The organism is Phreatobacter cathodiphilus, from assembly GCF_003008515.1.
Classification (GTDB): domain Bacteria; phylum Pseudomonadota; class Alphaproteobacteria; order Rhizobiales; family Phreatobacteraceae; genus Phreatobacter; species Phreatobacter cathodiphilus.
This window is the reverse complement of record NZ_CP027668.1, coordinates 2,487,550-2,513,046: the sequence shown is the minus strand read 5'-3', so window position 1 is coordinate 2,513,046 and position 25,497 is coordinate 2,487,550. Positions and strand designations below refer to the sequence as shown.

The 25,497-nt window shown below is 69.1% G+C and carries 20 protein-coding genes, 1 tRNA gene and 2 pseudogenes; 16 read left to right on the top strand and 7 right to left on the bottom strand.

The features are described from left to right. Positions 1–91: 91 nt before the first annotated feature. From C6569_RS12260 to C6569_RS12245, 4 genes are all read left to right on the top strand, one after another. On the top strand, positions 92–805 hold the full coding sequence (locus C6569_RS12260; RefSeq protein ID WP_106749117.1) for a DNA-3-methyladenine glycosylase I: 714 nt from the start codon (positions 92–94) through the stop codon (positions 803–805). Between the two features lie 128 nt (positions 806–933). After that, positions 934–2,109 (top strand): phosphoserine transaminase, encoded by a 1,176-nt coding sequence (locus C6569_RS12255; protein WP_106749116.1) that lies wholly within the window; start codon positions 934–936, stop codon positions 2,107–2,109. A gap of 247 nt (positions 2,110–2,356) precedes the next feature. Next, the gene (serA, locus tag C6569_RS12250) at positions 2,357–3,949 is read left to right on the top strand and encodes a phosphoglycerate dehydrogenase (RefSeq protein ID WP_106749115.1); all 1,593 of its coding nucleotides are present in this window, start codon (positions 2,357–2,359) and stop codon (positions 3,947–3,949) included. 221 nt (positions 3,950–4,170) lie between these two features. Continuing rightward, entirely contained in the window at positions 4,171–4,620 is a 450-nt protein-coding gene (locus tag C6569_RS12245) for a hypothetical protein (protein ID WP_106749114.1), read from the top strand. On the opposite strand, the gene C6569_RS12240 is transcribed toward C6569_RS12245, so the two are convergent. Beyond that, the gene (locus C6569_RS12240; RefSeq protein ID WP_106749113.1) at positions 4,621–5,505 is read right to left on the bottom strand and encodes a DMT family transporter; all 885 of its coding nucleotides are present in this window, start codon (positions 5,503–5,505) and stop codon (positions 4,621–4,623) included. It lies immediately after the preceding gene. A 309-nt stretch (positions 5,506–5,814) separates the two neighbouring features. Here C6569_RS12240 and C6569_RS12235 point away from each other — a divergent pair, with 309 nt between their 5' ends. From C6569_RS12235 to C6569_RS21965, 8 genes and pseudogenes are all read left to right on the top strand, one after another. Beyond that, entirely contained in the window at positions 5,815–6,840 is a 1,026-nt protein-coding gene (locus C6569_RS12235) for a substrate-binding domain-containing protein (RefSeq protein ID WP_245898085.1), read from the top strand. A gap of 95 nt (positions 6,841–6,935) precedes the next feature. After that, positions 6,936–8,315, top strand: coding sequence for a phosphate ABC transporter permease subunit PstC (pstC, locus tag C6569_RS12230; protein WP_106749112.1), 1,380 nt, complete (start codon positions 6,936–6,938; stop codon positions 8,313–8,315). Next, positions 8,308–8,754, top strand: a pseudogene (locus tag C6569_RS22205) (DUF3333 domain-containing protein); the annotation flags it as partial. The gene pstC and the pseudogene C6569_RS22205, both read left to right, overlap by 8 nt. Positions 8,755–9,435: 681 nt before the next feature. Next, positions 9,436–10,146 (top strand): annotated as a pseudogene (gene pstA, locus C6569_RS22200) (phosphate ABC transporter permease PstA); the annotation flags it as partial. 34 nt (positions 10,147–10,180) lie between these two features. Then, the gene (gene pstB, locus C6569_RS12220; RefSeq protein ID WP_106749110.1) at positions 10,181–10,999 is read left to right on the top strand and encodes a phosphate ABC transporter ATP-binding protein PstB; all 819 of its coding nucleotides are present in this window, start codon (positions 10,181–10,183) and stop codon (positions 10,997–10,999) included. Between the two features lie 82 nt (positions 11,000–11,081). Beyond that, complete coding sequence (locus tag C6569_RS12215) at positions 11,082–12,722, top strand: mucoidy inhibitor MuiA family protein (RefSeq protein ID WP_106749109.1); 1,641 nt, start codon at positions 11,082–11,084, stop codon at positions 12,720–12,722. A 159-nt stretch (positions 12,723–12,881) separates the two neighbouring features. Next, positions 12,882–14,171 (top strand): adenylosuccinate synthase, encoded by a 1,290-nt coding sequence (locus tag C6569_RS12210; protein WP_106749108.1) that lies wholly within the window; start codon positions 12,882–12,884, stop codon positions 14,169–14,171. Positions 14,172–14,319: 148 nt separating this feature from the next. Then, a complete protein-coding gene (locus tag C6569_RS21965; protein ID WP_181313733.1) occupies positions 14,320–15,792 on the top strand; it encodes a hypothetical protein in 1,473 nt (490 codons plus the stop codon). A gap of 76 nt (positions 15,793–15,868) precedes the next feature. Here C6569_RS21965 and rpoH read toward each other — a convergent pair whose 3' ends face one another. Both rpoH and C6569_RS12195 read right to left on the bottom strand, forming a co-directional pair. Beyond that, positions 15,869–16,777, bottom strand: coding sequence for an RNA polymerase sigma factor RpoH (gene rpoH / locus C6569_RS12200; protein WP_106749106.1), 909 nt, complete (start codon positions 16,775–16,777; stop codon positions 15,869–15,871). Positions 16,778–17,121: 344 nt separating this feature from the next. Beyond that, a complete protein-coding gene (locus tag C6569_RS12195; RefSeq protein WP_106749105.1) occupies positions 17,122–18,108 on the bottom strand; it encodes an RluA family pseudouridine synthase in 987 nt (328 codons plus the stop codon). Between the two features lie 33 nt (positions 18,109–18,141). On the opposite strand from C6569_RS12195, the gene C6569_RS12190 reads away from it, so the two are divergent. From C6569_RS12190 to C6569_RS12175, 4 genes are all read left to right on the top strand, one after another. Next, on the top strand, positions 18,142–18,489 hold the full coding sequence (locus C6569_RS12190) for a hypothetical protein (protein ID WP_106749104.1): 348 nt from the start codon (positions 18,142–18,144) through the stop codon (positions 18,487–18,489). A gap of 102 nt (positions 18,490–18,591) precedes the next feature. Further along, a tRNA-Glu gene (locus C6569_RS12185) sits at positions 18,592–18,667 on the top strand. A 218-nt stretch (positions 18,668–18,885) separates the two neighbouring features. Continuing rightward, on the top strand, positions 18,886–20,082 hold the full coding sequence (locus C6569_RS12180) for an XRE family transcriptional regulator (protein ID WP_106749103.1): 1,197 nt from the start codon (positions 18,886–18,888) through the stop codon (positions 20,080–20,082). An 8-nt stretch (positions 20,083–20,090) separates the two neighbouring features. Further along, positions 20,091–20,567, top strand: coding sequence for a DUF4411 family protein (locus C6569_RS12175; protein WP_181313732.1), 477 nt, complete (start codon positions 20,091–20,093; stop codon positions 20,565–20,567). 477 nt (positions 20,568–21,044) lie between these two features. Here the strand turns inward: C6569_RS12175 and C6569_RS12170 are convergent, their stop codons facing one another. From C6569_RS12170 to C6569_RS12155, 4 genes are read right to left on the bottom strand one after another with little or no spacing between them, the layout of a single operon-like run. Next, positions 21,045–22,193 (bottom strand): serine hydrolase domain-containing protein, encoded by a 1,149-nt coding sequence (locus C6569_RS12170; protein WP_106749101.1) that lies wholly within the window; start codon positions 22,191–22,193, stop codon positions 21,045–21,047. After that, a complete protein-coding gene (locus C6569_RS12165) occupies positions 22,190–23,770 on the bottom strand; it encodes an ABC transporter substrate-binding protein (RefSeq protein ID WP_106749100.1) in 1,581 nt (526 codons plus the stop codon). The genes C6569_RS12170 and C6569_RS12165 overlap by 4 nt, the downstream gene beginning before the upstream one ends. A 34-nt stretch (positions 23,771–23,804) precedes the next feature. Beyond that, positions 23,805–24,137, bottom strand: coding sequence for an AtuA-related protein (locus C6569_RS12160; RefSeq protein ID WP_106749099.1), 333 nt, complete (start codon positions 24,135–24,137; stop codon positions 23,805–23,807). Positions 24,138–24,142: 5 nt separating this feature from the next. After that, the gene (locus tag C6569_RS12155) at positions 24,143–25,477 is read right to left on the bottom strand and encodes an acyclic terpene utilization AtuA family protein (protein ID WP_106749098.1); all 1,335 of its coding nucleotides are present in this window, start codon (positions 25,475–25,477) and stop codon (positions 24,143–24,145) included. Between the last annotated feature and the right edge of the window lie 20 nt (positions 25,478–25,497).

The following is a 25,497-nucleotide window of genomic DNA, read 5'->3' as shown; positions in this document are numbered from 1 at the left end:
TGAGCGGGTGGGGCCATCCAGCCCCTTCGCTCCGCGGCTCTTGCCACGCCCCGGCCTTTCGGCGTGGGATGAGACGCCCGAGGGGGAAACCATGACCGCATTCGAGACGATCCGCGCCCGCGCCGCGCGCCGCAAGGGCGGCGAGGCGGTGCTCGCGAGCCTGCTGCCGGCCGTGCCGGACCGCTCCGCCCTCGCCACGGTGACGGACGATCGCGTCCTCGCCGAAATGACGAAGCGCATCTTCTGCGCCGGCTTCGTCTGGGGCGTCATCGAGAAGAAGTGGCCGGGCTTCGAGGAGGCCTTTCTCGGCTTCGTGCCGCAGGCGCTGTCCTTCCAGCCCGACGAGTTCTGGCACGATCTCGCCCGCGACGGCCGCATCGTGAAGAACCCGCAGAAGATCAAATCGGTGCGCGAGAATGCCGGTTTCGTCGGCGCCATCGCCAAAGAGCACGGCTCGTTCGGCGCCTTCCTCGCCGGCTGGCCGGCGGACGACCAGATCGGGCTCCTCGACCTCTTGGGCAAACGCGGCGCCCGCCTCGGCGGCAAGACCGGCCAGTATTTTCTCCGCTTCATCGGCTGGGACGGCTTCGTCACCTCGCAGGACATGGTGGCGGCCTTGCGCGACGCCGGCCTCGACATCGCCGCCGACCCGACCTCCAAGGCGGATCTGAAAAAGGTGCAGGCCGCGGTGAACGCCTATGCGGCCGAGACGGGCCTGCCGCGCACCCACATCTCCCGAATCCTGGCCTTTTCGGTGGGCGAGAATTACGCCGTCGAGCGGCTGGAGGCGCTGATGGGGGAGTGAGGGGCAGGGCGTGGGCACGCTTCGGCGCTCCCTCGTGATCCTTGACCGGAGGGCCGCATGCGCCTATCCCGGTCGGCGGGACATGCCCCCCCAACGGGGCACGCCCATCTGTGAGGATGGAGATCCAAATGGCGACAACCGCCCCGACCGCGCTTCCGCGCGCCAATACCTTTTCGTCCGGCCCCTGCGCCAAGCGCCCCGGCTGGTCCCTCAAAGCTCTGGCTGACGCGCCCCTCGGGCGGTCTCACCGCGCCAAGATCGGCAAGGCGAAGCTGAAGCTCGCCATCGACCTGACGCGCGAGGTGCTGCAGGTGCCCGCCGGCTACCGGATCGGCATCGTGCCGGCCTCCGACACCGGCGCGGTGGAGATGGCCATGTGGTCGATGCTCGGCGCCCGCGGCGTCGACATGGTCTCCTGGGAGAGCTTCGGCGAGGGCTGGGTCACCGACGTGGTGAAGCAGCTCAAGCTGACCGACGTCCGCACGATCAATGCGCCCTATGGCGAGCTGCCGAACCTGAAGAAGGTCGACACCAAGACGCGTGACGTCGTGTTCACCTGGAACGGCACGACCTCGGGCGTGCGCGTGCCGAACGCCGACTGGATCGCGGCCGACCGCGAGGGCCTGACCATCTGCGACGCGACGTCTGCGGCCTTCGCCCAGCGGCTCGACTGGGACAAGCTCGATGTCGTCACCTTCTCCTGGCAGAAGGTGCTTGGCGGCGAGGCGGCCCACGGCATGCTCATCCTCTCCCCGCGCGCGGTGGAGCGGCTGGAGACCTACAAGCCGGCCTGGCCGCTGCCGAAGATCTTCCGCATGACCAAGGGCGGCAAGCTGATCGAGGGCATTTTTGAAGGTGAAACCATCAACACGCCTTCGATGCTCTGCGTCGAGGACTATATCGACGCGCTGAAGTGGGCGCAGAAGGTCGGCGGTCTCGACGGTCTGGTGAAGCGCGCGGATGCCAACGCCCGCGTCATCGCCAAGTTCGTCAAGGAGAACGACTGGATCGACTTCCTGGCGGTCAAGCCGAAGACGCGCTCGAACACCTCGGTCTGCCTGAAGTTCACCGACCCCGCCGTCACCGCGCTGCCCGCCGACGCTCAGGCGGCCTTCGCCAAGGGCGTGGTGGCGACGCTGGAGAAGGCGGGCGCCGGCCTCGATCTCGGCCATTACCGCGACGCGCCTCCCGGCCTCCGGATCTGGTGCGGCGCGACGGTGCAGGCGCGCGACCTCAAGGCGCTGATGCCCTGGATCGCCTATGCCTTCGCGACCGAGAAGGCGAAGCTGAAGAAGGCGGCCTGAGGCTGCCGATAAACCCTCTCCCCCTGCGGGAGAGGGTGCCCGCGGCAGCGGGCGGGTCAGGGGGGATGCCCCCGTCCTCACCCGTGACCGGGCGCTGCGCTTGCCTATGCGACTGCCCCTCATCCGGCTGCTCCGCAGCCACCCTCTCCCACAAGGGGAGAGGGTCGGTCGGAGCCGTTCCTTCTTTTTTCGCGCCCCACGGCGCTCCCTCTCCCGATGCGGAGAGGCTCATGCGGAGCATGACCCCATGACCAAACCCCGCGTTCTCATTTCCGACGCCCTGTCGCCCGCCGCCGTCCAGATCTTCAAGGATCGCGGCATCGAAGTCGACTTCCAGCCGGCCCTGGGCAAGGACAAGGACAAGCTCGCCGCGATCATCGGCGACTATGACGGCCTCGCCATCCGCTCGGCGAGCAAGGTGACGCCGGCGATCCTCGCCAACGCCAAGAGGCTCAAGGTGATCGGCCGCGCCGGCATCGGTGTCGACAACGTCGACATTCCCGCCGCGACGGCCAAGGGCATCATCGTGATGAACACGCCCTTCGGCAATTCGATCACCACCGCCGAGCATGCCATCGCGATGATGTTCGCCATCGCCCGGCAGATCCCCGACGCCGACCGGACCACGCAGGCCGGCCTCTGGGAGAAGAACAAGTACATGGGCGTCGAGCTGACCTCGAAGACGCTCGGCGTCATCGGCTGCGGCAACATCGGCTCCATCGTCGCCGACAGGGCGCTCGGCCTCAAGATGAAGGTCATCGCCTTCGATCCCTACCTGTCGCCGGAGCGCGCCGTGTCCATCGGTGTCGAGAAGGTCGAGCTCGAGGACCTGCTCCGCCGTGCCGACTTCATCACGCTGCACGTGCCGATGACGGCGCAGACGAAGAACGTCCTCTCCCGCGAGGCGCTGGCGAAGACCAAGAAGGGCGTGCGGATCATCAACTGCGCCCGCGGCGGCCTCGTCGACGAGCAGGCGCTGCGCGAGGCGCTGGATTCCGGCCATGTGGCGGGCGCGGCCTTCGACGTCTTCTCCGAGGAACCGGCAACCGCCAACCCGCTGTTCGGCCATCCGAACGTCATCTGCACTCCGCACCTCGGCGCCGCGACCACCGAGGCGCAGGAGAACGTCGCCCTGCAGGTGGCCGAGCAGATGTCCGACTACCTCCTGTCGGGGGCGATCACCAATGCGGTGAACTTCCCGTCGATTTCCGCCGAGGACGCGCCGAAGCTGCGCCCCTTCGTGGCGCTCGCCGAGCGGCTCGGCTCCTTCCTCGGCCAGCTCACGGAAGCCCCGATCAAGGGCATCCGCATCGAGTACGAAGGCAAGGTCGCCGACCTCAACGTGCGCCCGCTCACCGCCGCGGCGGTGACCGGCGTGCTGCGGCCCTTCCTCTCCGACATCAACATGGTCAACGCCGTGCCGATCGCCAACGACAAGGGCATCACGGTGGATGAGGTGAAGCGCGAGGCGCCCGGCGGCAATCTCGAGAGCCGCATCATGATCACGGTGGAGGCCGAGGACATGCCGCGCCACGCCGCCGGCACGGTGCTCGCCGACGGCAAGCCGCGCATCGTCGAGATCCGCGCCATCGCCATGGACGCGGAATTCGCTCCGCACATGCTCTATGTGCGCAACGACGACAAGCCGGGTTTCATCGGGCGGTTCGGCTCGCTCCTGGGCGATGCCGGGGTCAACATCGCGACCTTCAACCTCGGCCGCGACAAGCCAGGCGGTGACGCCATCTGCTTCGTCGCGGTGGACGAGCGCATCTCCGACGAGCTGCTCGGCAAGATCCACGAGATCCCGCAGGTGAAGCGGGCGCGGCGCCTGGCGTTCTGAGGGGTGTGCTCCCACCATCCCCTCTCCCCGACGGGGAGAGGGGGCTTCGACGTTGCGCTGCGTTCCAGTCGGCCCTGCCAAGCCCATCCGTTGGCACGCAGCCTCGACGCGGGAGAGGGCAGGGTGAGGGGCTTTGGTGGTCACGCGGCGCGCCTGCAAAAGACCCCGCCCGCCCCGGCCTGCGCTACACTCGGCCACACCGATTCGCCGGAACCTGACCCATGTACGTCCTCGCCCGTCTCTCCTTCGGCTTCGTCGTCGGGGCGCTGGCCGTGATCCTCGCGCTCCAGGGCGCCATCTGGCTGATGGGTCAGGCCGGCATGGCCGCCGTCCAGCTCTTCCCGATGCGGGCGCCGTTGCCGGCGAGCCTCCCCGGCCTCACCCAGCCGGCCATCATCGGCGGGCTCTGGGGCCTTCTCTTCATCCTGATCTGGGACCGCTGGGGCCGCGACGGCATCGTCAAGGGCGCCGCCTTCGGCACCCTGTTCGGCCTCGTCGGCCCGGGCCTGGTTCTATGGGTCGTCTGGCCGGCGCTGCAGGGCGCGGCGCTGTTCGAAGGCGGCAATGCCGGCCGCATCGCCGCGGGCGCGATGCTGGCGGTGGCCTTCGGCATCGGCCTCGCCTGGATCGGCCAGATCCTCAACGGCTACATGCGCTACGCCGTGCGCTGATCAGCGCTTGCCGCTCTCGGCGATGGCGATGCCGCCGAGGACCAGCAGCAGGGCGACCGCGTGGTACCAGGCGAAGACCTCGCCGAGGATCAGCGGGCCGAGGATGGCTGACCAGACCGGGACGAGATTGACCCACAGCCCGGCCCGTCCGGGCCCGATCAGTTCCACCCCGCGCATGAAGAAGAGCTGGGCTACGAAGCCCGGCAGCACCGCGACATAGAGGATGATGAGCCAGCCGTTGAGGTCCGGCCAGAGCGCCGTGCCGTGCACCGTCTCGGCGGCGAGCAGCGGCAGCGAGGAGACGAGCGCCACCAGGGCCAGCGCCATGAAGAAGGGCCGGGCGGAGATCGGCGGGCGGTTGCGCAGTGCCACCGTATAGGCGGCATAGCCGAGACAGGCGACCAGCATCAGCAGATCGCCGAGGTTGAAGGCGAGGCCGGTCAGCACCGCGATGTCGCCGCGGGCCGCCAGCAGCGCCACGCCAACGATGGTGACGACGATGCCGATGCCCTGCAGCGGCGTCACGGCGGTACGGTGGACGAGATAGGCACCCGCCAGCACCATGACCGGGATCGAGCCCTGGATGATGCCGATGTTCACCGCCGTGGTGTATAGCGCGGCGAGGTAGAAGAGCGCGTTGAAGCCGGTGAAGCCGACGACGCCCATGATCGCGAGCCACTTCCAGTGCGCGCGGATCTGCGGCCACTCCCGGACGAAGGCGCCGCCGGCAATGGCGATCATCAGCGACAGCGTGCCGACCCAGCGCAGGGTCGTCAGCATCATCGGGGAGACGTGGCCGATGGCCAGGCGGCTGGCGATGGCATTGCCCGCCCAGATCAGGGTCGTGGCGGCGAGAATGAGATAGGGACGGTCATAGAGACGCATGCGCGCGGAAAACCCTGATGGACGGCCACTATAGACGGCAGGGCGGCGGGCGGAAGCGGGTCCGGCGCAGTCGAGCAATGCCCCCGCGGGGGAGGGTGGACGGACGAATGGCGGGAGTCGTCCAGTCTTTGCGACAAATTCGGGCGATATCCGCTATCTCCATGTTTTAAAGGCGTTTTCTCTTTCATCTTTCTGTCAAGCAGAGGTCATAGAAGTATCGCGCAGCGGCCCTATCCAGAGGCTGCATCCCTTGTCCGACCCTGCGCAGACCTGCGCTGGACGAGGTTCCTCCAAGGACAGGAGCATCCTGTGAAACTCTCCCTCTTTCTTTCCGCCGCGGTCGTCGCGATCGGCGGTGTCATGGCGGCGGCCCCGTCGGCCGAGGCCCGCGACCGCATTCAGGTGACCGGCTCGTCGACCGTTTTCCCCTTCACCACCGCCGTCGCCGAGCGTTTCGGCCAGCGTAGCGGCAAGGCTCCGATCGTCGAATCCACCGGCACGGGCGGCGGCATGCGCCTCTTCTGCGCCGGCGTCGGTGTCAACACTCCGGACGCGGCGAACGCCTCGCGGCGCATCACCGCCTCCGAGTTCGACACCTGCCGCAAGAACGGCGTCACGCCGATCGAGATCGTCGTCGGCTTCGACGGCATCGTCGTCGCCAATTCCAAGCAGGGCCCGGCCGTCCAGCTGACGCTCGAGCAGATCTTCCTGGCTCTCGCCGCCAAGGTGCCGAACGCCCAGGGCCAGCTCGTCGACAACCCGAACAAGAACTGGTCGGACATCGCGCCGAACCTGCCGAACGCCAAGATCGAGGTTCTCGGCCCGCCGCCGACCTCGGGCACCCGCGACGCCTTCAACGAGCTCGCCATGCTCGAGGGCTGCAAGGCCATCCAGAAGCGCATGAACATCCAGATCGACAGCAAGGCCTGCCAGCAGGTTCGCGCCGACGGCGCCTTCGTCGAGGCCGGCGAGAACGACAACATCATCGTCCAGCGGCTTGTCGCCAATCCGGCTGCCTTCGGCGTGTTCGGCTATTCCTTCCTGGAGGAGAACCGCGACAAGATCCAGGGCGCCCGGGTCAACGGCGTCGAGGACACGGTGGAGAACATCTCGTCGGGCAAGTACCCGCTGTCCCGCTCGCTCTACTTCTATGTGAAGAAGGAGCATATCGGTGTCGTCCCGGGCCTCCAGGACTTCATCAACGAGTATGTCTCCGAGCAGGCCATGGGTGAGGACGGCTACCTGGAGAAGAAGGGCCTCGTGCCGCTGCCGGCCGCGCGCCGCGAAGAGGTCTCCCGCGCCGCCCGCGCGGCGACGGGGCTCACGGGTCTCTGAGCCACGGATAAGCGGGGAGGGCCCGGCCATGCCGGGCCCTTCTCCACTGCAAGGCGAGCCGTTCCGGTGCGGGCGGCGATGAACGGACGCAAGCGATGTTCCTGACACTGTTCGGCATTCTGGTGGCGATCGCCATTGCCTGTCATCTGGCTGGCCGGCGCCGCTCCATCGCGCTCGCCGGCTCGAACTACGCCGCCCTCCATTCCCTGCCGGGCTATTACGGCGCCTGGCTGGCGATCATGACGGTGGGTCCCGCCCTCATCGTTCTCGTCGTCTGGTCGATCGCCGCGCCGAACGTGCTGCGCGCCATGGTACTCTCCCAGTTCTCGGCCCAGCTCGCGACGTCCAGCATCGCTCAGCTCGACGGCTTCTGGCGCGATATCCAGGCCATCGCCTTCGGCGGCACCGCCGGTATTCGCGACGCGGTGCGGATGGATGCCGCCGCCGTCCTCTCGTCCCGCGCCGCCACCAGCACGACGATGATGATCGCGCTCATGGCCGCGGTCGGCGTCGCCGGCTTCGTCTATGCCTGGAACGCCATCGCGCCGGCCTTCCGCGCCCGCCACCGGGTCGAGTCCGTGGTGAAGGTGCTGCTCGCGGTGTCGGCGACCATCGCCATCCTGACGACCATCGGCATCGTCGTGTCGCTGATCGCGGAATCGATGCGCTTCTTCTCGATGGTCAGCCCCATCGACTTCCTCTTCGGCCTCACCTGGACGCCGCAGCAGATGGCCTTCCGCGCCGACCAGGTCGGCGGCACGGCCGCCTTCGGCTTCATCCCGCTGCTCACCGGCACGCTGCTCATCACCTTCATCGCCATGGTGGTTGCGGCCCCCCTCGGCATCATGGCGGCGGTCTATCTCTCCGACTACGCCACGCCCCAGGTGCGCGCGGTGGGCAAGCCGGTGCTCGAAATCCTCGCCGGCATCCCCACCGTCGTCTACGGCTTCTTCGCCGCCCTGACGGTGGCGCCCTTCATCCGCAATTCCGGCCATGCCTTCGGCCTCGACGTCTCCTCGGAGAGCGCGCTGGCCGCCGGCGTGGTCATGGGCATCATGATCGTGCCCTTCGTCTCGTCGCTCTCCGACGACGTCATCAACGCAGTCCCGCAATCGCTGCGCGACGGCTCGGCCGGCCTCGGCGCCACCAAGTCGGAGACGATCCGCAAGGTGGTGCTGCCGGCGGCGCTGCCGGGCATCGTCTCGGCGCTGGTGCTGGCGGTGTCCCGCGCCATGGGCGAGACGATGATCGTCGTCATGGCGGCGGGCCTCGCCGCCAACCTGACGCTGAACCCCCTGGAGGCGGTCACCACCATCACGGTGCAGATCGGCACGCTGCTGACCGGTGACCAGGAATTCGACAGCCCGAAGACGCTCGCAGCCTTCGGCCTCGGCCTCGTGCTCTTCGTCATCACCCTGTCGCTCAATCTCGTCGCACTGCGCGTCGTCAACAAATATCGGGAACAGTATGACTGACGTCTCGCTGCCTCGGGTTTCCACCGACATCCACACCAACGACCAGGCACAGGCGCGGCTGAAGGCGCGCTACCGTTCGGAGTTCCTGTTCAAGTCGCTCGGCCTCGGCGCGGTGCTGGTGGCCGCCGGGTTCCTCGTCATCTTCCTGTCGACGATCATCACCCAGGCGATCCCGGCCTTCACGCAGAACTACCTGAAGGTTTCCGTCGAGCTGAAGCCGGAAACGTTCAACCCGCGCAACGCGACGGGCGCCGAGCTGACGACGGCCGTCGGGGCGGCCAACTTCGACGCGGTGGTGAACGGCGCCGTGCGGGGCTATTTCCCGGCCGCCACCGACCGCACGTCGCGGCGCGCCCTGGGCAACCTCGTCTCCTCCGGCGCGCCCTCCATCCTGCGCCGCGACATCGTCGCCAATCCCGGGTGGCTGGGAACCACGCGGCAGTTCTACCTGCCGCTCGACGACAGCGCCGACCTCTACTTCAAGGGCCAGACCACCGACACGGAAGTGACCAAGGGGCTCGGCGAGCTCGGCGTGTCCGGCACCTCCGGGCAGGTCCAGCTCTCCTCGACGGTCACCAACTTCCAGCCGCTGCTCGCCGCCATCAAGACGCAGCTCACCATCGTGCGATCCAACCTGCAGCGGGATCTCGCCGGCAAGGAGCGCGTCGCCGCGGGCCAGGAACGCGACATCGCCGCGCTCGCCCGCGCCGCGGAGACGGCGAACGGCCCCGCGCGCGACAATCTGCTGGGCCGGGTCGAGACCGAGCGCCGCCAGCTCGCGGCGACGCAGAACGACATCACTCAGCTGCGCCAGCGCATCGAGACCCTGACGCAGAGGATCAGCGGCGCCGACAGTGTCGAAACCCTCGACAACACCGTGTCGAGCTATCTCGTCCGCATCAACGGCGGCGTGATCAAGCTCGCCCAGGTGCAGAGCGCCAACGCCACCGGCGAGGTCCTGATCCCGCCGTCCTCGACCGACGTCGCCCGTCCCGGCGCCTGGGAGATCGTGCGCATCGTCCAGCCGGAATCCAACCGCCGCATCACCGACCGGGAGATCGCCTATCTGGAATCGCTGAAGGAGCGCGGACTCGTCGAGCGCCGCATCTCCCGCGAGTTCTTCTTCGGCGGCGCCTCCCGCGAGGCGGAGCTGGCCGGCGTCTGGGTCGCCATCGTCGGCTCGTTCCTGACCCTGCTCATCACCCTCGGCCTGTCCTTCCCCGTGGGCGTGGCGGCGGCGATCTATCTCGAGGAGTTCGCGCCGAAGAACCGCTGGACCGAGATGATCGAGGTCAACATCAACAACCTCGCGGCGGTCCCCTCCATCATCTACGGCCTGCTCGGCCTGGCGGTGTTCCTCAACGTGTTCGGCATGCCGCGCTCGGCCCCGGTGGTCGGCGGCTTCGTGCTCGCCCTGATGACGCTGCCGATCATCATCATCGCCTCGCGCGCCGCCATCCGCGCCGTGCCGCCCTCGGTAAAGGAAGCGGCCCTCGGCGTCGGCGCCTCGCACCAGCAGGCGGTGTTCCACCACGTGCTGCCGCTCGCCATGCCCGGCATCCTCACCGGCACCATCCTCGGCATGGCCCACGCCCTCGGCGAGACCGCGCCGCTCTTGATGATCGGCATGGTGGCCTTCGTCGTCGACAGCCCGCGCGGCTTTACCGACGCGGCGACTCTGCTGCCGGTGCAGATCTTCATGTGGGCCGACTTCCCCGAACAGGCCTTCCAGAACAAGACGGCGGCTGCCATCGTTGTGCTGCTGTTGTTCCTCATCGTCATGAACGCGGCCGCCGTGTTCCTGCGCAAGAAGTTCGAGCGCCGCTGGTGATCGGCCGGGCGCCCACGACAAAAGGATGACGTCGATGAACTCGCTTCCCACCTTCGAGACGACGGCGGCCACCACCGCCGTTCCGACGGCGGCGGTGCACCCGAAGATCACGGGCCGCAACGTCAACGTCTTCTACGGCGAGAAACACGCCATCAAGGACGTCAACGTCGACATTCCCGAGCGCTCGGTCATGGCCTTCATCGGCCCGTCGGGCTGCGGCAAGTCCACCTTCCTGCGCTGCATCAACCGGATGAACGACACCATCCCGATCTGTCGGGTGACGGGCGACATCCGCATCGACGAGCTCGACATCTACGACCGCAACCTCGACGTCGTGCAGCTGCGCGCCCGTGTCGGCATGGTCTTCCAGAAGCCGAACCCGTTCCCGAAGTCGATCTACGAGAACGTCGCCTACGGCCCGCGCATCCATGGCCTGGTCAAGAGCAAGACCGACCTCGACGAGGTCGTGGAGACGGCGCTGAAGAAGGCGAGCCTGTGGAACGAGGTGAAGGACCGCCTGCAGGAATCCGGCACGGGTCTGTCCGGCGGCCAGCAGCAGCGCCTCTGCATCGCCCGCGCCATCGCCGTGTCGCCCGAGGTGATCCTGATGGACGAGCCCTGCTCGGCCCTCGACCCCATCGCCACCGCCAAGATCGAGGAGCTGATCGACGAGCTGAAGCAGAACTTCACCATCGTCATCGTCACCCACTCGATGCAGCAGGCGGCCCGCGTGTCGCAGCGCACCGCCTTCTTCCACCTCGGCATCCTCGTCGAGGAGGGGGCCACCGACCAGATCTTCACCAATCCGGTCGACACCCGCACGCGCGACTACATCACCGGCCGCTTCGGCTGAGGCCGGCCGCCGCCGCGATTCGGCCCTGCGGCGGCCCGATTCGGGCCGCCAGCTTGGGGCTCCCGTAACGGAGCACCAGCCGATGAAGCCGCAGCGCCTCGCCGTCCTGACCCTCATCCTCGTCGCCCCCGCGACCGGCGCCGCCGCCGCGGAGTTCCGGCCGTCCTCGCGGATCGACGCCGTCACCGTCTTCCCCGACGGCGCCGGCATCACCCGCCGCTTCGCCGTCGACCTTCCGGCGGGCGAGCACACGCTGATCCTCGACGACTTGCCGCTCGCCGCCGATGCCGGCTCCCTGCGCGTGGCGGGGAGCGGGGAGGGGACGCTCACCGTCGGCTCCGTCGACGCCCGCCAGGCCCGGCCGACCGAGCGGGTCGATCCGCAGGCGGTGCAGCGGCTGGAGGCGCTGCGCGACGAGCGCCTCGCCCTCGACGATTCCATCGCCGCCGAACGCATGCGCAAACGCGCCGCCGAGGCTCTGGTTGCCCCCGCGACGCTGGCGGCGGGAGACCGCGGCCTCGACGTCGCGGCAGCCAGCCAGGCTCTCGCCGCCGCGCACGAGGTGACGCTCGCCGCCGACCGCGCGATCCGCCGCGCCGAGCAGCGCCAGCGCGGCCTCGACCGCGAGATCGCCGAGACCGAGGCGGGACTGAAGAGCCAGCCGCCGCGGCGCCTGGAGGCGCGGGTGGCGGTGGAGGCGGCGGCGCCGTTCCGGGGCGAGCTCACCCTCACCTATGCGGTCCGCGAGGCCCGCTGGAGCCCGGTCTATGACGCGCGGCTGGTGACGACCGGCGCGAAGCCGTCCCTCGACCTCGTCCGCCGCGCCGAGATCCGCCAGCGGACCGGCGAGGACTGGGCTGACGTGGCCCTCACCGTCTCCACGGCACGGGTGGCGCGGGGCGGGAGCGTGCCGGTCCTGCCGCCGCTCGTCGTCCGCTATCTCGAACCGGAGGCGATGCGGGAGCGAGCAGGCGGTGCGCCGCCGACTCTCGCGGCGCCCGCAGCGCCGGCCAGTCGTGCGCAGGCGGACGGCAGCGGCCCGCTGGCGGCGCGGATCGCCGAGGCGGAGGCCGCCGTCGACATGGGCGGCTTCCGGGCGAGCTTCGCCGTGCCCGGCCGCGCCACCATCGCCACCGGCGACGGGGCCCGCGCCATCCGCATCGCCTCGGGCACCATCGCACCCGACCTCGTCTCGCGCGTCGTGCCGAGCCTCGACACCACCGCCTTCATCGAGGCGCGGTTCCGCCACGGCGAGGACGTGCCGCTCATGCCCGGCCGCGTGACCCTCTACCGCGACGGCGTCTTCGCCGGCCGCACCACGCTCGCCGCCGCCACCCGCGAAGACGAGGTGAAGCTGGGCTTCGGGCCGGACGACCTTGTGCGGGTCGAGCATCAGGTGGTGCGGCGCACGGACGGCTCCTCCGGCCTCATCTCCACCGCGAAGACGGAGGAGCGGGAGTTCAGAATCCTGCTGCGCAACGGCGCCCAGGTGGCCCGCCGGGTGGTGGTGGAGGATCGGGTGCCGGTGGCGGAGGCGCAGGACATCGTCGTCGAATCGCTCGCCGGGGTCACAGTGCCGACGGCGCGCGACGTGGACGGCCGCCGCGGCATCCTCGCCTGGACGGTGGATCTCGCCCCCGGCGCGACCCGCGAGATTCGCCATGGCTGGCGGCTGCGCTGGCCGTCGGAACGGCGGATCCAGCCCGTCCAGGGCCGCTCCTGAGCCCGCTGCGGGACGCGGCGGCCATGCGGCCGCCGCCGATCGGCCCACCCCCACCACCCTTGCCACCCCGGCGGCGATCCTTTATCCGCACAGTGCAAGGGCCCCGGCGCGCGAGGGATGCGCTGCCGGGGTTTGCCTTGCCGTGGAGGGTTTTGGACCATGGCGAACGTGGTTGTCGTCGGCTCGCAGTGGGGCGACGAGGGCAAGGGCAAGATCGTCGACTGGCTGTCGAGCCAGGCGGACGTGGTCGTCAGGTTCCAGGGCGGGCACAATGCCGGCCATACGCTGGTGATCGACGGCGTCACCTACAAGCTGTCCCTGCTGCCGTCCGGCATCGTGCGTCCCGGCAAGCTCTCGGTCATCGGCAACGGCGTGGTCATCGACCCGCATGCCCTGGTGGCCGAAATCGAGCGCGTCTCGGCCCAGGGCGTCGCCATCGGCCCCGAGACGCTGCGCATCGCCGAGAACGCCTGTCTCATCCTCTCCCTGCATCGTGAGCTCGACCAGCAGCGCGAGAGCGCCAACGCCGGAACGAAGATCGGCACGACCGGCCGCGGCATTGGCCCTGCCTACGAGGACAAGGTGGGCCGCCGCGCCATCCGCATGACGGACCTGACCGATCTCGGCTCGCTGATGCCGAAGATCGAGCGGCTTCTGGCCCATCACAACGCGCTGCGCCGCGGCCTGCGCCTGCCCGAGATCGAGGCCCAGGCGCTCTATGACGAACTCTCCGGCGTCGCCCCGAAGGTTCTGCCCTATGTGACGACGGTCTTCGACCTGCTGGACGATGCCCGCCGCGCCGGCAAGCGCATCCTCTTCGAAGGCGCGCAGGGCACGCTGCTCGACATCGACCACGGCACCTATCCCTTCGTCACCTCCTCCAACACGGTCGCGGGCCAGGCCGCCATCGGCTCGGGCATGGGTCCGAGCGCGATCAACTACGTGCTCGGCATCACCAAGGCCTATACGACCCGCGTCGGCGGCGGCCCCTTCCCGACCGAGCTCGAGGACGAGAACGGCCAGATCATGGGCGACCGCGGCCGCGAGTTCGGCACCGTCACCGGCCGGCGGCGGCGCTGCGGCTGGTTCGACGCCGTGCTGGTGCGCCAGGCGGTCAAGACCAACGGCATCGACGGCATCGCCCTGACCAAGCTCGACATTCTCGACGTGTTCAAGGAGATCAAGGTCTGCGTCGCCTACGAGCTGGACGGCAAGCGGATCGACATCCTGCCCGCCAACCAGGAGGCCCAGGCCCGGGCCACGCCCGTCTACGAGACGATCGAGGGCTGGGATTCCACCACCATGGGCGCCCGCTCCTGGGGCGAGTTGCCGGCCCAGGCGATCAAATATGTCCGTCGCATCGAGGAATTGATTGGCTGTCCCGTCGCGTTACTATCGACGAGCCCGGAACGGGACGACACGATTCTGGTGCGCAATCCCTTCGAGTAAGAGTTAGAGGGGCAAGAAGCGAGTTTCGATGGCCGATTATACGCCCCTCATTTCCCGCGCCGTTGGGGCACTGGCGGAGAACACCGGCGAAGCGCGGCGTGGCGTTTACGACCGCGCGCGCGCGGCATTGCTGGCGCAGCTGCGTAACATGAACCCTCCGCTGCCGGAGGAGCACATCACGCGCGAGCGCATGTCCCTCGAGGACGCGATCCGCAAGGTCGAGCTGGAGAACTCCGCCGACAGCCTCGACGCCATGCTGGAGCGCGAATTCGCGTCGCTCGGCAAGGCGACGCCCCGCCCCGAGGCGATCTCCATCGCCGGGGCCCGCACCGTCAGCGACGCCGCCCACGACGCCGAGACCCTCGGCGATGCGGCCGCCCACGCGCACCGCTCGGCGCGCGACCAGCTCTCCGAGCCCGAGGCCGCGGGAGAGGCGGAGCGCATCGAGCCGGCCCTCGGCCGGCAGGGGCCCTTCACCGACGCCAACGAGACCGGACAGGCGCCGATCCGCCCGCGGGTCGCCGTGCTGGGCGAGGATGAGGAGAAGCCGGCCCGCAAGGGCGGCGGCGCCATCGCCATCGTGCTCGTGCTGCTGCTCCTCGGCGGCGCCGGCGCCCTCGGCTGGTATGTCGCCAGCAACCATCCCGATCGCCTGCCCTTCGGCACCGCGAGGGCCCCGGCCACGCCGCCGGCTCCCGCCCCGGCGTCCGCGCCCGCTCCGGCCGCCGATCCCGACCGCCCGAAGGCGACCGACCGCGTCGGCGGTGATACGTCCGCCCCGGTGACGCCCGCGGCGCCGCCCGTGGCGGCGGCACCGCCCGCCGCGACCCCGCCGGCCGCTCCGGCCGCGCCGCGCCAGGTGGTGCCCGTCGATCCGCCTGCCACCGCGCTGCCGCCGGCCTCCGCCGATTCCAGCGACACGCCGCCCGCTGCCGCCGCGCCGGCTCCCGAGACGACGCCCGCTCCCGCCCCGGCTCCTGCCGCCGAGGCTCCCGCGGCTCCGGTTCCGGCTCCCGCACCGGCGCCGCCCGCGGCCGCGCCGCCTGCCGCCCCCGCTCCCGCAGCGCCCGTCCCGCCCGGGCAGGCCCAGCGCGCCGCCCTCTTCGAGGAGACGCCGGGCAATGCCGCGGGAACGCTGATGCAGGGATCGGTGATCTGGCGCACCCAGACGGTGAGCGTCGGCCCGGGCCAGCCGCCCGACATCGCCCTGCTCGGCGAGGTGTCGATCCCCGAGCGCCGGATGACGGTGACCATCACCATCCGCCGCAACCTCGACCAGACGCTGCCGGCAAGCCACACGATCGAGGTGCTCTACGCCTTGCCGCGCGACTTCCAGTTCGGCGGCGTCGCTGAGGTTCCCGGCGTGCTGATGAAGGTGTCGGAGCAGGCCCGCGGCGTGCCGCTGGTCGGCCAGGCGGTGCGCGTGACCAACGGCTTCTTCTTCATCGGCCTGTCGGGCTTCGACATGGACCGCAACACCAACATCCAGGCGCTTAAGACGCGGCCCTTCTTCGACATTCCCATGCGCTACGATTCCGGCCGCCGCGCCATCCTGACCATCGAGAAGGGCGCGGCGGGCGACAGGGCTTTCGAGGAGGCCATGCAGGCCTGGGGACAGTAGGCGCCCGCTTCATCGCCGCGGACAAAAAAAGGGAGGCCTCGCGGCCTCCCTTTGCGTTTCCGGTCGTCCGCCCCGGTCAGCGGGCGGCGATCTGCGCCGGCTGGGCGGCGGGGCGCTCGATCTCGCGGATCGACTTCACCACGGCGTCCTGCACCTTCTCGAAGGCGCGGACCTCGATCTGGCGTACCCGCTCGCGGGAGACGCCGAAGCGCTCGGCGAGCTCCTCCAGCGTGATCGGGTCGTCCTTGAGGCGGCGCTCCTCGAAGATGATGCGCTCACGCTCGTTCAGCACGCCGAGGGCGCGGGTGAGGGCGAGCCGACGGTTGTCGGTCTCCTCCTCGCGGGCGAGCACGGCCTCCTGGCTGTCGGAATCGTCAGCCAGCCAGTCCTGCCACTCGCCGTCGCCGTCCTCGCGGACGGGAGCGTTGAGCGAGGCGTCGCCGCCGAGCCGGCGGTTCATGTCGATGACGTCCTGCTTCTCGACGCCGAGCTTGGTGGCGATGACCTCGACCTGGTCGGGCCTGAGATCGCCGTCCTCGAGCGCCGAGATGGAGCTCTTGGCCTTGCGCAGGTTGAAGAACAGCTTCTTCTGGTTCGCCGTGGTGCCCATCTTCACCAGCGACCAGGAGCGCAGGATGTATTCCTGGATCGAGGCCTTGATCCACCACATGGCATAGGTGGCGAGGCGGAAGCCCTTGTCGGGCTCGAACCGCTTGACCGCCTGCATGAGGCCGACGTTGCCCTCGGACACCACCTCGCCGATCGGCAGGCCATAGCCGCGATAGCCCATGGCGATCTTGGCGACCAACCGGAGGTGAGAGGTGACGAGCTTGTGCGCCGCCTTGCTGTCGCCGTGTTCGCGCCAGCGCTTGGCGAGCATGTACTCCTCCTGCGGCTGAAGCATGGGGAACTTGCGGATCTCGTCGAGATACCGCGACAGCCCCGCCTCGGCGGAGAGGATGGGAAGAGACGCAGTCTGAGCCATATGGGCCCTCCTTCTCTTTGGCTCCCGGACCATCCGGCAAGCCCCGAGCCGCCCACCCCGAAGCCCGGGCGGCCCGTTGATCCGGCAGCGTCAGCCGCCCCGTGATCGCATGTCATCCTGTGCAACAATCATGGCGGAACGTTGACAAATGCCTGCCACGATCGGAAGAAACCGGTTTCATCCTTGCGTTTGCGCAAGAAGCTTGGGGCCATCCGCTGATGAAGATGATACGAAACGACCTGTCGTGTCGTTACACGATGGTGTGAAATCCCGGTGCCCTCCGGAGGGAGCCGGCCGCGACTCATCGGGTAACCCCCGGGGCGGGGCCGGGTTCCTGAGCCGGATCAGGGACGGCGCAGCGCCGCCACCAGCCGGGCGAGGTCCGCGGGCAGGGGGCTCTCGAAGCGCAGGGTCTCGCCGGTGGCGGGGTGGGCGAAGCCGAGCACGGCGGCGTGCAGCGCCTGGCGGCCGAGCACCTCCAGGGCGGCGCGGGCCGCCTCGCCGAGCTTCGCCGCCTTGGTGCGGAAGCCGCGGCCATAGGTCTCGTCGCCGAGCAGGGGATGGCCGGCATGGGCCATGTGGACGCGGATCTGGTGGGTGCGGCCGGTCTCCAGCCGGCAGCGGACCTGCGACACCAGACCGCCGGCGAAGGTCTCCTCCACGGTGACGTGGGTGATCGCCTGGCGGCCGGACGGGCGGACGGCGATCTTCTCGCGCGCGTGAGGGTCGCGGTCGAGGGGGGCGTCGATGGTGAAGGCCTCGCGCGCGGGCGCGCCCCAGGCGAGCGCCACGTAGGCGCGCTCGAGCGGGCCCGTGCGTCCGTGGTCGGCGAACTGCGCGCTCAGCGCCGCATGGGCCTGGTCGGTCTTGGCGACCACCAGCAGGCCGGACGTGTCCTTGTCGAGGCGGTGGACGATGCCGGGCCGGCGCACCCCGCCGATGCCCGAGAGGCTGTCGCCGCAATGGGCGATGAGCGCGTTGACCAGCGTGCCGGTCCAGTTGCCGGCGCCCGGATGGACGACGAGGCCGGCCGGCTTGTCGATGACGATGAGATGCGCATCCTCGAACACGACGGCGAGGGGGATGTCCTCGCCCGTCGGCGTCGGGTCCTCCGGCTCCGGCACGGCGACCGTGACGCGGTCGCCCAGATTGACCCTGTGGCTCGCATCCGTCATGGTCCGGCCGCCGATCCGGACGTGCCCGGCCTCGATGAGCGCCTTCAGGCGCGAGCGCGACAGGTCGGCGAGGCGGCGCGCCAGAAGGCGGTCCAGGCGCTCGCGCGCCACGTCCGCCTCCACCATGGCTCCGGGCTCCCCCGTCACGCCCGCCATCCCCTGTCCCTCGTTTCCGAACCGCAGCACCCGATGACCAGCACGCCGCCCGACACCGACCCGAACGAGGCCGCCAGCGAAGCCGTCGTCGCCCGCATCCGCCGCATCTCGGTGATCTCGTTCCTGGTCATGATCCTCGGCGTCGGCAGCGTGCTGGCGGTCATCGTCTACCGGCTGATGACGGTTCCGCCGGCCGGGCCGCTCCTGTCCGGCGCCGTGCCCGCCGAGGCGGGCCGGATTGTCTCCGCTGTGGCCGCCGACCGCAGCCTCACCGTCACCTACCAGCGCGACGACGGCGCCCTCGTCGTCATCTACGACCTCCGCAGCCTGAAGGAAACCCACCGCATCACCCTCGGCGGGCCGCAGGTGCCGCGGCCCTGAGGCCGGGGCTCGCCGATTATCCGCCGGACCCGCATCAGGGGTGCTTGACCCGCCGGCGGCTTTGCGATTAAGAAGCGCCCTCCGCAGCGCGAGCAGCGGTCCGCTCCCTTCGTCTAGCGGTCTAGGACGTCGCCCTCTCACGGCGAAAACAGGGGTTCGAGTCCCCTAGGGAGCGCCAGCAATTCTAAAGACTTAACGCGTCTTTGAGGCCGGCCCCACATTCCGATCCCACACTGGTCGCGATTTTCGTTGCATCGACTCGCGTGGCCGGCGCTGATGATGAGGGACCCAGACGGCCTATCCGTCGTTTTGGTGTATGGTCCGATGGTCACCAACCTAGGATAGTTTGTTATCGATTGGGGGCTAGTCTGAGGCTCCGAGCACCCAGCACCAGCCATGGCCGAGAGCGTTTTTGTTCCTGTTGTCCCCGCAGTGCTCGCATGGGCTCGGCATTCTGCGTCTGTGAGCGCAGAAGAGGCGGCCAAGGCTGCGGGCGTTACCGTTGAGCGTCTCCAAGCCTGGGAATCCGGCGAGGAACAACCGACCCTGCCGATGCTGAAGAAGTTGGCTGACAAGTTCAAGCGGCCTCTGGCCGTAATGCTGTTGCCGCGCCCACCTGCCGGCTATCAGCCTCTGCGAGATTTCAGGCGCACCGCGACTGGGGTCGTTGGGGAATTGCCTCCGCGCGTCGCCTACGAAATTCGCTTCGCACATGAACGACGAGAGGCGGCGCTGGACCTCGCTCGGGATGTCGGGCCGCTACCCGATCGCTTTGTCGAAAGAGCACACGTGTCCGATGACCCCGAAGTGGTCGGCGCGCGTGTTCGCGAGTTCCTGGGTATCGACGCGGCAACGCAGTTGGTCGCGGCGAGGCAGAACCGGGTGTTCGAGCTTTGGCGCGGGGCGATCGAGGGCAGGGGCGTTCTCGTTTTCACGATGAGCGGTGCTCATGCGCCTCTAGTCCGTGAAGTTCGAGGTTTCGCCATCCCCGCGGATGTCTTCCCCGTTGTTGCGGTCAATGGGCGGGATAAGACGAACGGTCGGACTTTCACCCTGCTGCACGAGTTCGCACACCTCCTTCTTCGGGAGGGCGTGGTCGAGAACGCCTTGGCTCCCGTCCGCGGCATGCCGGCTCCCGTTCGTGCGATCGAGCGGTTCTGCAATGCGGTTGCCGCATCCGCGCTCATGCCGCCCGAGATTGTTGCGGCCGAAGGTCAGCGGCTAGGGAAGGATGCAGACTCCGAATGGCAGGACGCCGAGATGTCCGACATTGCTGGCCTGCTGGGGGTCAGTAGGGAGGCGCTGCTTCTGCGTATGGTCGAGAGGGGCTTCGCGTCTCGCCGCTTTTACACACACAAGCGGCCAGTGTTCGACACAGAGTATGAGGCGTTTGACGAGCCGTCCGCCGTGAAGAAAGAGGTTCGCATCCCGCCGCCCAATTTGGTCCTGGGCCGATATGGCAGTCGGTTCACCCGCTTGGTCCTCGACAGCTACCGCGAGCGCCACCTGACCATGAGCGCAGCCGCGGGGTTACTGGGTGTCCAAGCCAAGTATATCTCCGACGTTGAACGGCTGGCTTCGCGGGCAGCATGACGGGGGCGGTGCCGATCTACTGCGTGGATACGAGCGCTTTCATTGCCGCTTGGGTTGAACGATACCCGATCGACACGTTTCCGCCTCTCTGGGACGAGTTGGCGACGCTCATCGCCGCCGGACGTCTCATCGCGCCTGAGGCAGTGCAGGACGAGTTGGACAAGAAGTCCAAAGACCTCCTTGATTGGTTCGAGGCGGCCGGCTCACCGTTTGTGAAGACCGACGCCGCGCTCATCGCGGAGGCGATGCGAATTCTACAGATGCACGAGCGGCTCGTGATGGAGAGCAAACGGGCTTCTGCGGCCGATCCGTTCGTGATCGCGCTGGCGCGGACACGGGGCTGTATCGTCGTCACCGAAGAGCATGGCGGAACAGCCGCCAAGCCCAAAATCCCGTTCGTGTGCAACGGGTATGGTGTTCCGTGCCTTAGTCTCCTGGACTTGCTTAGGACCGAAGGAATCGTGATCGGCGGCAGACGCCGGTGACCACGTCGCCGCGAACTTCGGAAGATTGACGTTCGCGATGGGCCCCCTCTACCGGGGCGAAGAGAACGAAACCTTGGAAGCTCTGGTCGCGGGTGGCGTGCGCTTCCTGGTGATCGATGGCGCGGTGCAATTCCACGGCGTTGACCAGTGTCGTGACGATCTGGACGTTCTTCTGGAGCCGAGACGATAACGCGGGCCGGTTCGCCGGCGCCGTTCGCAAATGGATGCCGCCTTCAGCGGCGAGCGTTGTCCCGATCGCACTCCCGAACCTGCATTTCCGGCTCGGGGCGCCCTGGGTTGTGGACTTCTGGTTCTATTGAACGAGCCATGCACAGGTAACCACTCAGCGAATGCGCCGCGTCGGTTCCAGCCTGGTGGATTGGGCAGCTTCGCCCTCTCAGGCGGCCCCTAGGGAGCACCAAAAGCGCTTGAGTTCTCATCCTAATCACAGACCGCGCGCCGCCCGTCCGCCCCCCCTCACAGAGCCTCCAGCACCGCCCGCTTGAACGTCATCCGCTCCGCCTTGAAGTCGGTGGCGAAGCTTTCAGCATAGGGCGGCTGGGGCTGGCAGGAAAGGGTGACGATGACGACGTCGGCACGGGCGTTGACGTAGAGCGTCTGGCCGGCGAAGCCGACGGCGACCATGGCCCCGTCCGGGTCGATCCACCAGCTGTAGCCGTAGCCGTCGGCGCCATAGGCGTTGGTGGCCGGGTCGAGGGTGAAGGCGCGGGCGCCGGCGGCCTCGATCCAGCCCTCCGGCAGGACGCGCTCGCCGTCGATGACGCCGCCGCGCAGCAGGAAGCGGCCGAAACGGCCGAAATCGCGCAGGGCCATGCCGGCGCGGCTGCCGCCGATCTCCTGCCCGTTCTCGGATTCGAGGGTGTAGAAGGCGTCGAACTCCATGCCGAAGCGCGACCAGATCTTGCGCGACATGTAGTCGGCGAGGGTCGATCCCGTCGCCGCCGAGAGCAGGGCGCCGAGCACGTAGGTGTCGCCGGTATTGTAGTTGAAGACGGTGCCGGCCGGGTGCAACCGCTCGACCTCGCGCATCAGGGCGAGGACCCCGCCGGGCACCTTGTCGCCGAGGGACTTGCTGTAGCGGTTCACGTGGGAGCCGCGGTCCGTGTAGTCCTCGTTCCAGGCGACGCCCGAGGACATGGTGATGAGGCTGCGGATGCTCACCGCGTCATAGGCGCTGCCGGCAAGCGCCGGCAGATTGCGCGAGACCGGATCGTCCAGGCTGGCGATGGCGCCGTCCTGGACGGCGGCGCCCACCAGGGTGGAGGTCAGCGACTTGATCATCGACATGGAGGACCAGCGCAGGTGCTCCTCCAGCCCGAGCGCATAGCGCTCGAGCCGGATGGTGTCGCCCTTCAGGACCAGCAGCCCGGCGACGTGGTTGCGCAGCATGTAGTCTTCCACCCCCCGGCTCGCGCCGCCGGGCCCGTAGGCCGGGGTGATCTCCGCACCCCGCTCCAGCGAGAAGACATGCGCGCCGCGGGCGATGCGGCGCGTGGCGAACATGCGGTCGACGTTGCGGTAGGCATGGGCCTGCCATGTCGGGGCGAGGAGGAGGAAGTCCTCCCCCCGCGGCACGACGGAGCGCGGGAGGGCGATGTCGCTCATGTGCGGCGCACCCCGTAGAAGAGCGGCAGGCCCTTCTGAACGCCGGTGAGGTTGCTGCGATAGGCGGTCTGCTGGAAGTAGAGGCCGGTGGGCGCATAGGGCAGGGTGTCGAAGGCGACGCGCTGGATCTCGGCGCAGATGGCGGCCTGAGCCTCGACGGTGGGGGCGCGGAACCAGGCGGAGCGCAGTTCCTCGAGCTTCGGGATGTCCGACCAGCCGAAGATGGCGGAGGTGCCGCTGCCGCGCAGGAAGTTGTTGCTCGAGGGATTGAGCAGGCCGACGCCGGCGGTGAAGGTGCCGATCAGGTGCCAGCCGCCCTTGCTCGCCTCCTGCCGGTTGTTGGCGCGGGCCAGCACCGTGCCCCAGTCCATCACCTGCATGTCGATGGTGAAGCCGGCCTTCTGCAGCGCGTCGGTGACCACCTCGCCCTGGGTCTTGATGGTGGCGATGTCGCCGGGCACGAGAAAGACCAGGGGCTCGCCCTTGTAGCCGGCCTCGGCGAGCAGGCGGCGCGCCGTCGCCGGGTCCGGCGGCTCCTTCAGCGCGTCGATACCGACCGTGCTCGCCATGGGCGTTCCGGGCAGGAAGAAGCCGACCTTGTCGCGCCAGCGATCCTTCTCCTCGCCGATCACGGCGGTCATCACGTCGCGCTGGCTGATGGCGGCAAGGGCGGCGCGGCGGATGAGGACGTTGCTGGTCGGCGCCTGCAGGAAGTTGAAGCGGATGACGCCGGCCGAGCCGAAGGTATCGATCTGGTCGAGCTTGATGTTGCGGTTGCCCGCCAGCAGCTTCCAGTAATCGGAGGCCGGCTGCTCCCACCAGTCGATCTCGCCCTTCTGGAGGGCGGCCGCCGCGGTGGCGACGTCGGGCATGACGTGCCATTCGACGCGATCGAAATGGGCGACCTTGGGGCCGGCGAGCGCGCTGGTCTGGCCGCCCGCGCGGGGCACGTAGCCGCCGAACTTCTCGTAGACGAGGCGGCTGCCGGGAACCCGCTCCTGCGGCAGGAAGCGATAGGGGCCGCTGCCGACCATCTCGGTGACCTGCACCGTCGCCTCGGTGCGGGCCAGCCGCTCCGGCATGATCACGGCGTTGTTGGTGCCGAACTTGCCGAGGGCGTCCGGCAGCATGGGGAAGGGCACCTTCAGGCGAAAGCGGACGGCCCGGTCCGAGACGGCGGAGAGCTCGTCCGTGATGCCGGCGAGGACCTGGCCGACGTTGTCGCGCTTCCACCAGCGCTGGATGCTGGCGACGACGTCGCGGGCGAGGACCGGGGAGCCGTCGTGGAAGCGCAGGCCCTCGCGCAGGGTGAGCGTCCATTCGAGGCCGTCGCGCTCCACCCGATGGCCCTCCACCATCTGCGGCTGGGCGCGGTTGTTCTCGTCCGCGCCGTAGAGCGTGTCGAAGATCAGGAAGGCGTGGTTCCGCGTCACGTAGGAGACGCTCATGATCGGATCGAGGATCGCCACATCCGACTGGGGAGCGAACTTGAGCACCGAAGCCCCCTGCGCCCGCCCGACCGCGGGTATGCTGAGCGCCGTCGCCATGCCTGCCAGAAATCCACGTCGCGTCGTCATAGCCGTTCCCCTTCGTGTGGTGACGAGTGCCTCTTCAGACAGTGCTTCCGGCCGCGTGCGGCAATGCCGGAAGGTCGATATCGAGCAGGGCCGAGCTCAGGCCCTTGCCGTGAGGGTCGAGGGCGAGCGAGCGGGTCACCCCGCCGCCGAGACTGCCCGCGACGACGAAATTCAGCGCGCCGAGCAGCGGAAGCTCGTAGCGGGCGACGGGGCCCGCGCCGATGCCGGCGAAGAGCGCCGCCACGCGCTCGGCGGTGACGTGACGGACCAGCAGGGGGTAGTCGGCCTCGTCATAGGCGATGACCGATATGGTGGAGACGTTGCCCTTGTCGCCGGTCCGGGAGTGAGCGATCTCGCGCAGCTTCATGACGGTCAGGCCTCGAAGAGGGTGAGCTGCGGGGCGACGTGATGGTCCGGCACGAGGGCCGAGGCGATGGCGACGACGGGGCGCACCGACTTCCAGCCGCCGCCGCCGCCCGCCGGGCCGTTGGTGTAGAGCGCCTCGACCTCGGCACCGACCGCGGCCGCGGCTTCCGCCGTATCGGTGCGGCCGGTGACGCGAATGCGGATCTCATAGGGGGCTCCGCCCCGGGAGAGGTCGGTGCCGTGGAGGGCGTCGACGCCGATCAGGTCGAAGCGGGCCTCCTTCAGGGGGATTGCGGTGAGCGCCAGTCGCTCGCGGACGATGGCGAGGGCGAGGCGCCCCCGTTCGACCGAGCCGGGGCCGGCGTAGGACATCTGCCCCTCGCCGATGAAACCGTCGGCATAGCCGACCGACACCTTGAGGAGCCCGGTGCGGGCCGTGCCGGTCCCGCCGGTGACGGCGACGCGGTCGGGGCCGAGGCTCGCCACGCGCACGCCGGTGAAGTCGGCAACCACGTCCGGCTGCAGGTAGCGCGCGGGGTTCTCGATCTCGTAGAGCAGTTGCTCCTTCACCGTGGCCGACGTCACGGCGCCGCCGGTGCCGTCCAGCTTGGTGACGACGAGGTTGCCGTCCTCCCCCACCTCGCCGATGGGGAAGCCGAGCCTGGCGAGGCCGGCGACGTCCTTCAGGCCGGGATCGGCGAAATAGCCGCCGGTGATCTGGCCGGCGCATTCCAGGAGGTGGCCGACCAGAACGCCCTTGCCGAGCATGTGCCAGTCGTCGGCCCGCCAGCCGAATTCATGGACGAGGGGCCCCAGGAACAGGGCGGGATCGGCGGCGCGGCCGGTGATCACCACGTCGGCGCCGACGGCGAGGGCTTCGGCGATGGGGGCGGCGCCGATATAGGCGTTGGCCGAGATGATGCGGTCGCCGAGGTCGGCCAGCCGGCCGCCTTCGTCGAGGGCGAGGTCGGTTCCCTTCAGACGGTCGACGATGTCGTCGCCGGTGACCGCCGCAATCTTCAGCCCCGAGAGGCCGAGCTCGCGGGCGATGTCGCGGACGCGCGCGGCGGCCGCCAGCGGGTTGGCGGCGCCCATATTGCTGACGATGCGGGTTCCCGCCCTCCGGCAGGCGGGCAGGACCGCCCGCATCCGCCGCTCGAGAAGGCCGTCGTAGCCGGCCGCCGGATCGGCGAGGCGCGCCTGCTGGGCGAGAGCGATGGTGCGCTCGGCCAGGCACTCGAACACCAGATAGTCGAGCCGCCCGCGCTCGGCGAGCTCCACGGCGGGCTCGATCCGATCCCCCGCAAAACCCGCGCCCGCACCGATCCTGACCACTCGCATGGGCCGCATGGTCCGCCGCC

Excerpts from the sequence above, each read along its gene's own strand:
- C6569_RS12190 (WP_106749104.1), top strand. The coding sequence starts at position 18,142 with ATGACCAGCACGCCGCCCGACACCGACCCGAACGAGGCCGCCAGCGAA.
- C6569_RS21965 (WP_181313733.1), top strand. The coding sequence starts at position 14,320 with ATGAACCCTCCGCTGCCGGAGGAGCACATCACGCGCGAGCGCATGTCC.
- C6569_RS12255 (WP_106749116.1), top strand. The coding sequence starts at position 934 with ATGGCGACAACCGCCCCGACCGCGCTTCCGCGCGCCAATACCTTTTCG.
- C6569_RS12240 (WP_106749113.1), bottom strand. The coding sequence starts at position 5,505 with ATGCGTCTCTATGACCGTCCCTATCTCATTCTCGCCGCCACGACCCTG.
- pstC (WP_106749112.1), top strand. The coding sequence starts at position 6,936 with ATGTTCCTGACACTGTTCGGCATTCTGGTGGCGATCGCCATTGCCTGT.
- C6569_RS12170 (WP_106749101.1), bottom strand. The coding sequence starts at position 22,193 with ATGAGCGACATCGCCCTCCCGCGCTCCGTCGTGCCGCGGGGGGAGGAC.
- serA (WP_106749115.1), top strand. The coding sequence starts at position 2,357 with ATGACCAAACCCCGCGTTCTCATTTCCGACGCCCTGTCGCCCGCCGCC.
- C6569_RS12210 (WP_106749108.1), top strand. The coding sequence starts at position 12,882 with ATGGCGAACGTGGTTGTCGTCGGCTCGCAGTGGGGCGACGAGGGCAAG.
- C6569_RS12195 (WP_106749105.1), bottom strand. The coding sequence starts at position 18,108 with ATGGCGGGCGTGACGGGGGAGCCCGGAGCCATGGTGGAGGCGGACGTG.
- C6569_RS12155 (WP_106749098.1), bottom strand. The coding sequence starts at position 25,477 with ATGCGAGTGGTCAGGATCGGTGCGGGCGCGGGTTTTGCGGGGGATCGG.
- C6569_RS12245 (WP_106749114.1), top strand. The coding sequence starts at position 4,171 with ATGTACGTCCTCGCCCGTCTCTCCTTCGGCTTCGTCGTCGGGGCGCTG.
- C6569_RS12160 (WP_106749099.1), bottom strand. The coding sequence starts at position 24,137 with ATGAAGCTGCGCGAGATCGCTCACTCCCGGACCGGCGACAAGGGCAAC.
- rpoH (WP_106749106.1), bottom strand. The coding sequence starts at position 16,777 with ATGGCTCAGACTGCGTCTCTTCCCATCCTCTCCGCCGAGGCGGGGCTG.
- C6569_RS12215 (WP_106749109.1), top strand. The coding sequence starts at position 11,082 with ATGAAGCCGCAGCGCCTCGCCGTCCTGACCCTCATCCTCGTCGCCCCC.
- pstB (WP_106749110.1), top strand. The coding sequence starts at position 10,181 with ATGAACTCGCTTCCCACCTTCGAGACGACGGCGGCCACCACCGCCGTT.
- C6569_RS12260 (WP_106749117.1), top strand. The coding sequence starts at position 92 with ATGACCGCATTCGAGACGATCCGCGCCCGCGCCGCGCGCCGCAAGGGC.
- C6569_RS12180 (WP_106749103.1), top strand. The coding sequence starts at position 18,886 with ATGGCCGAGAGCGTTTTTGTTCCTGTTGTCCCCGCAGTGCTCGCATGG.
- C6569_RS12165 (WP_106749100.1), bottom strand. The coding sequence starts at position 23,770 with ATGACGACGCGACGTGGATTTCTGGCAGGCATGGCGACGGCGCTCAGC.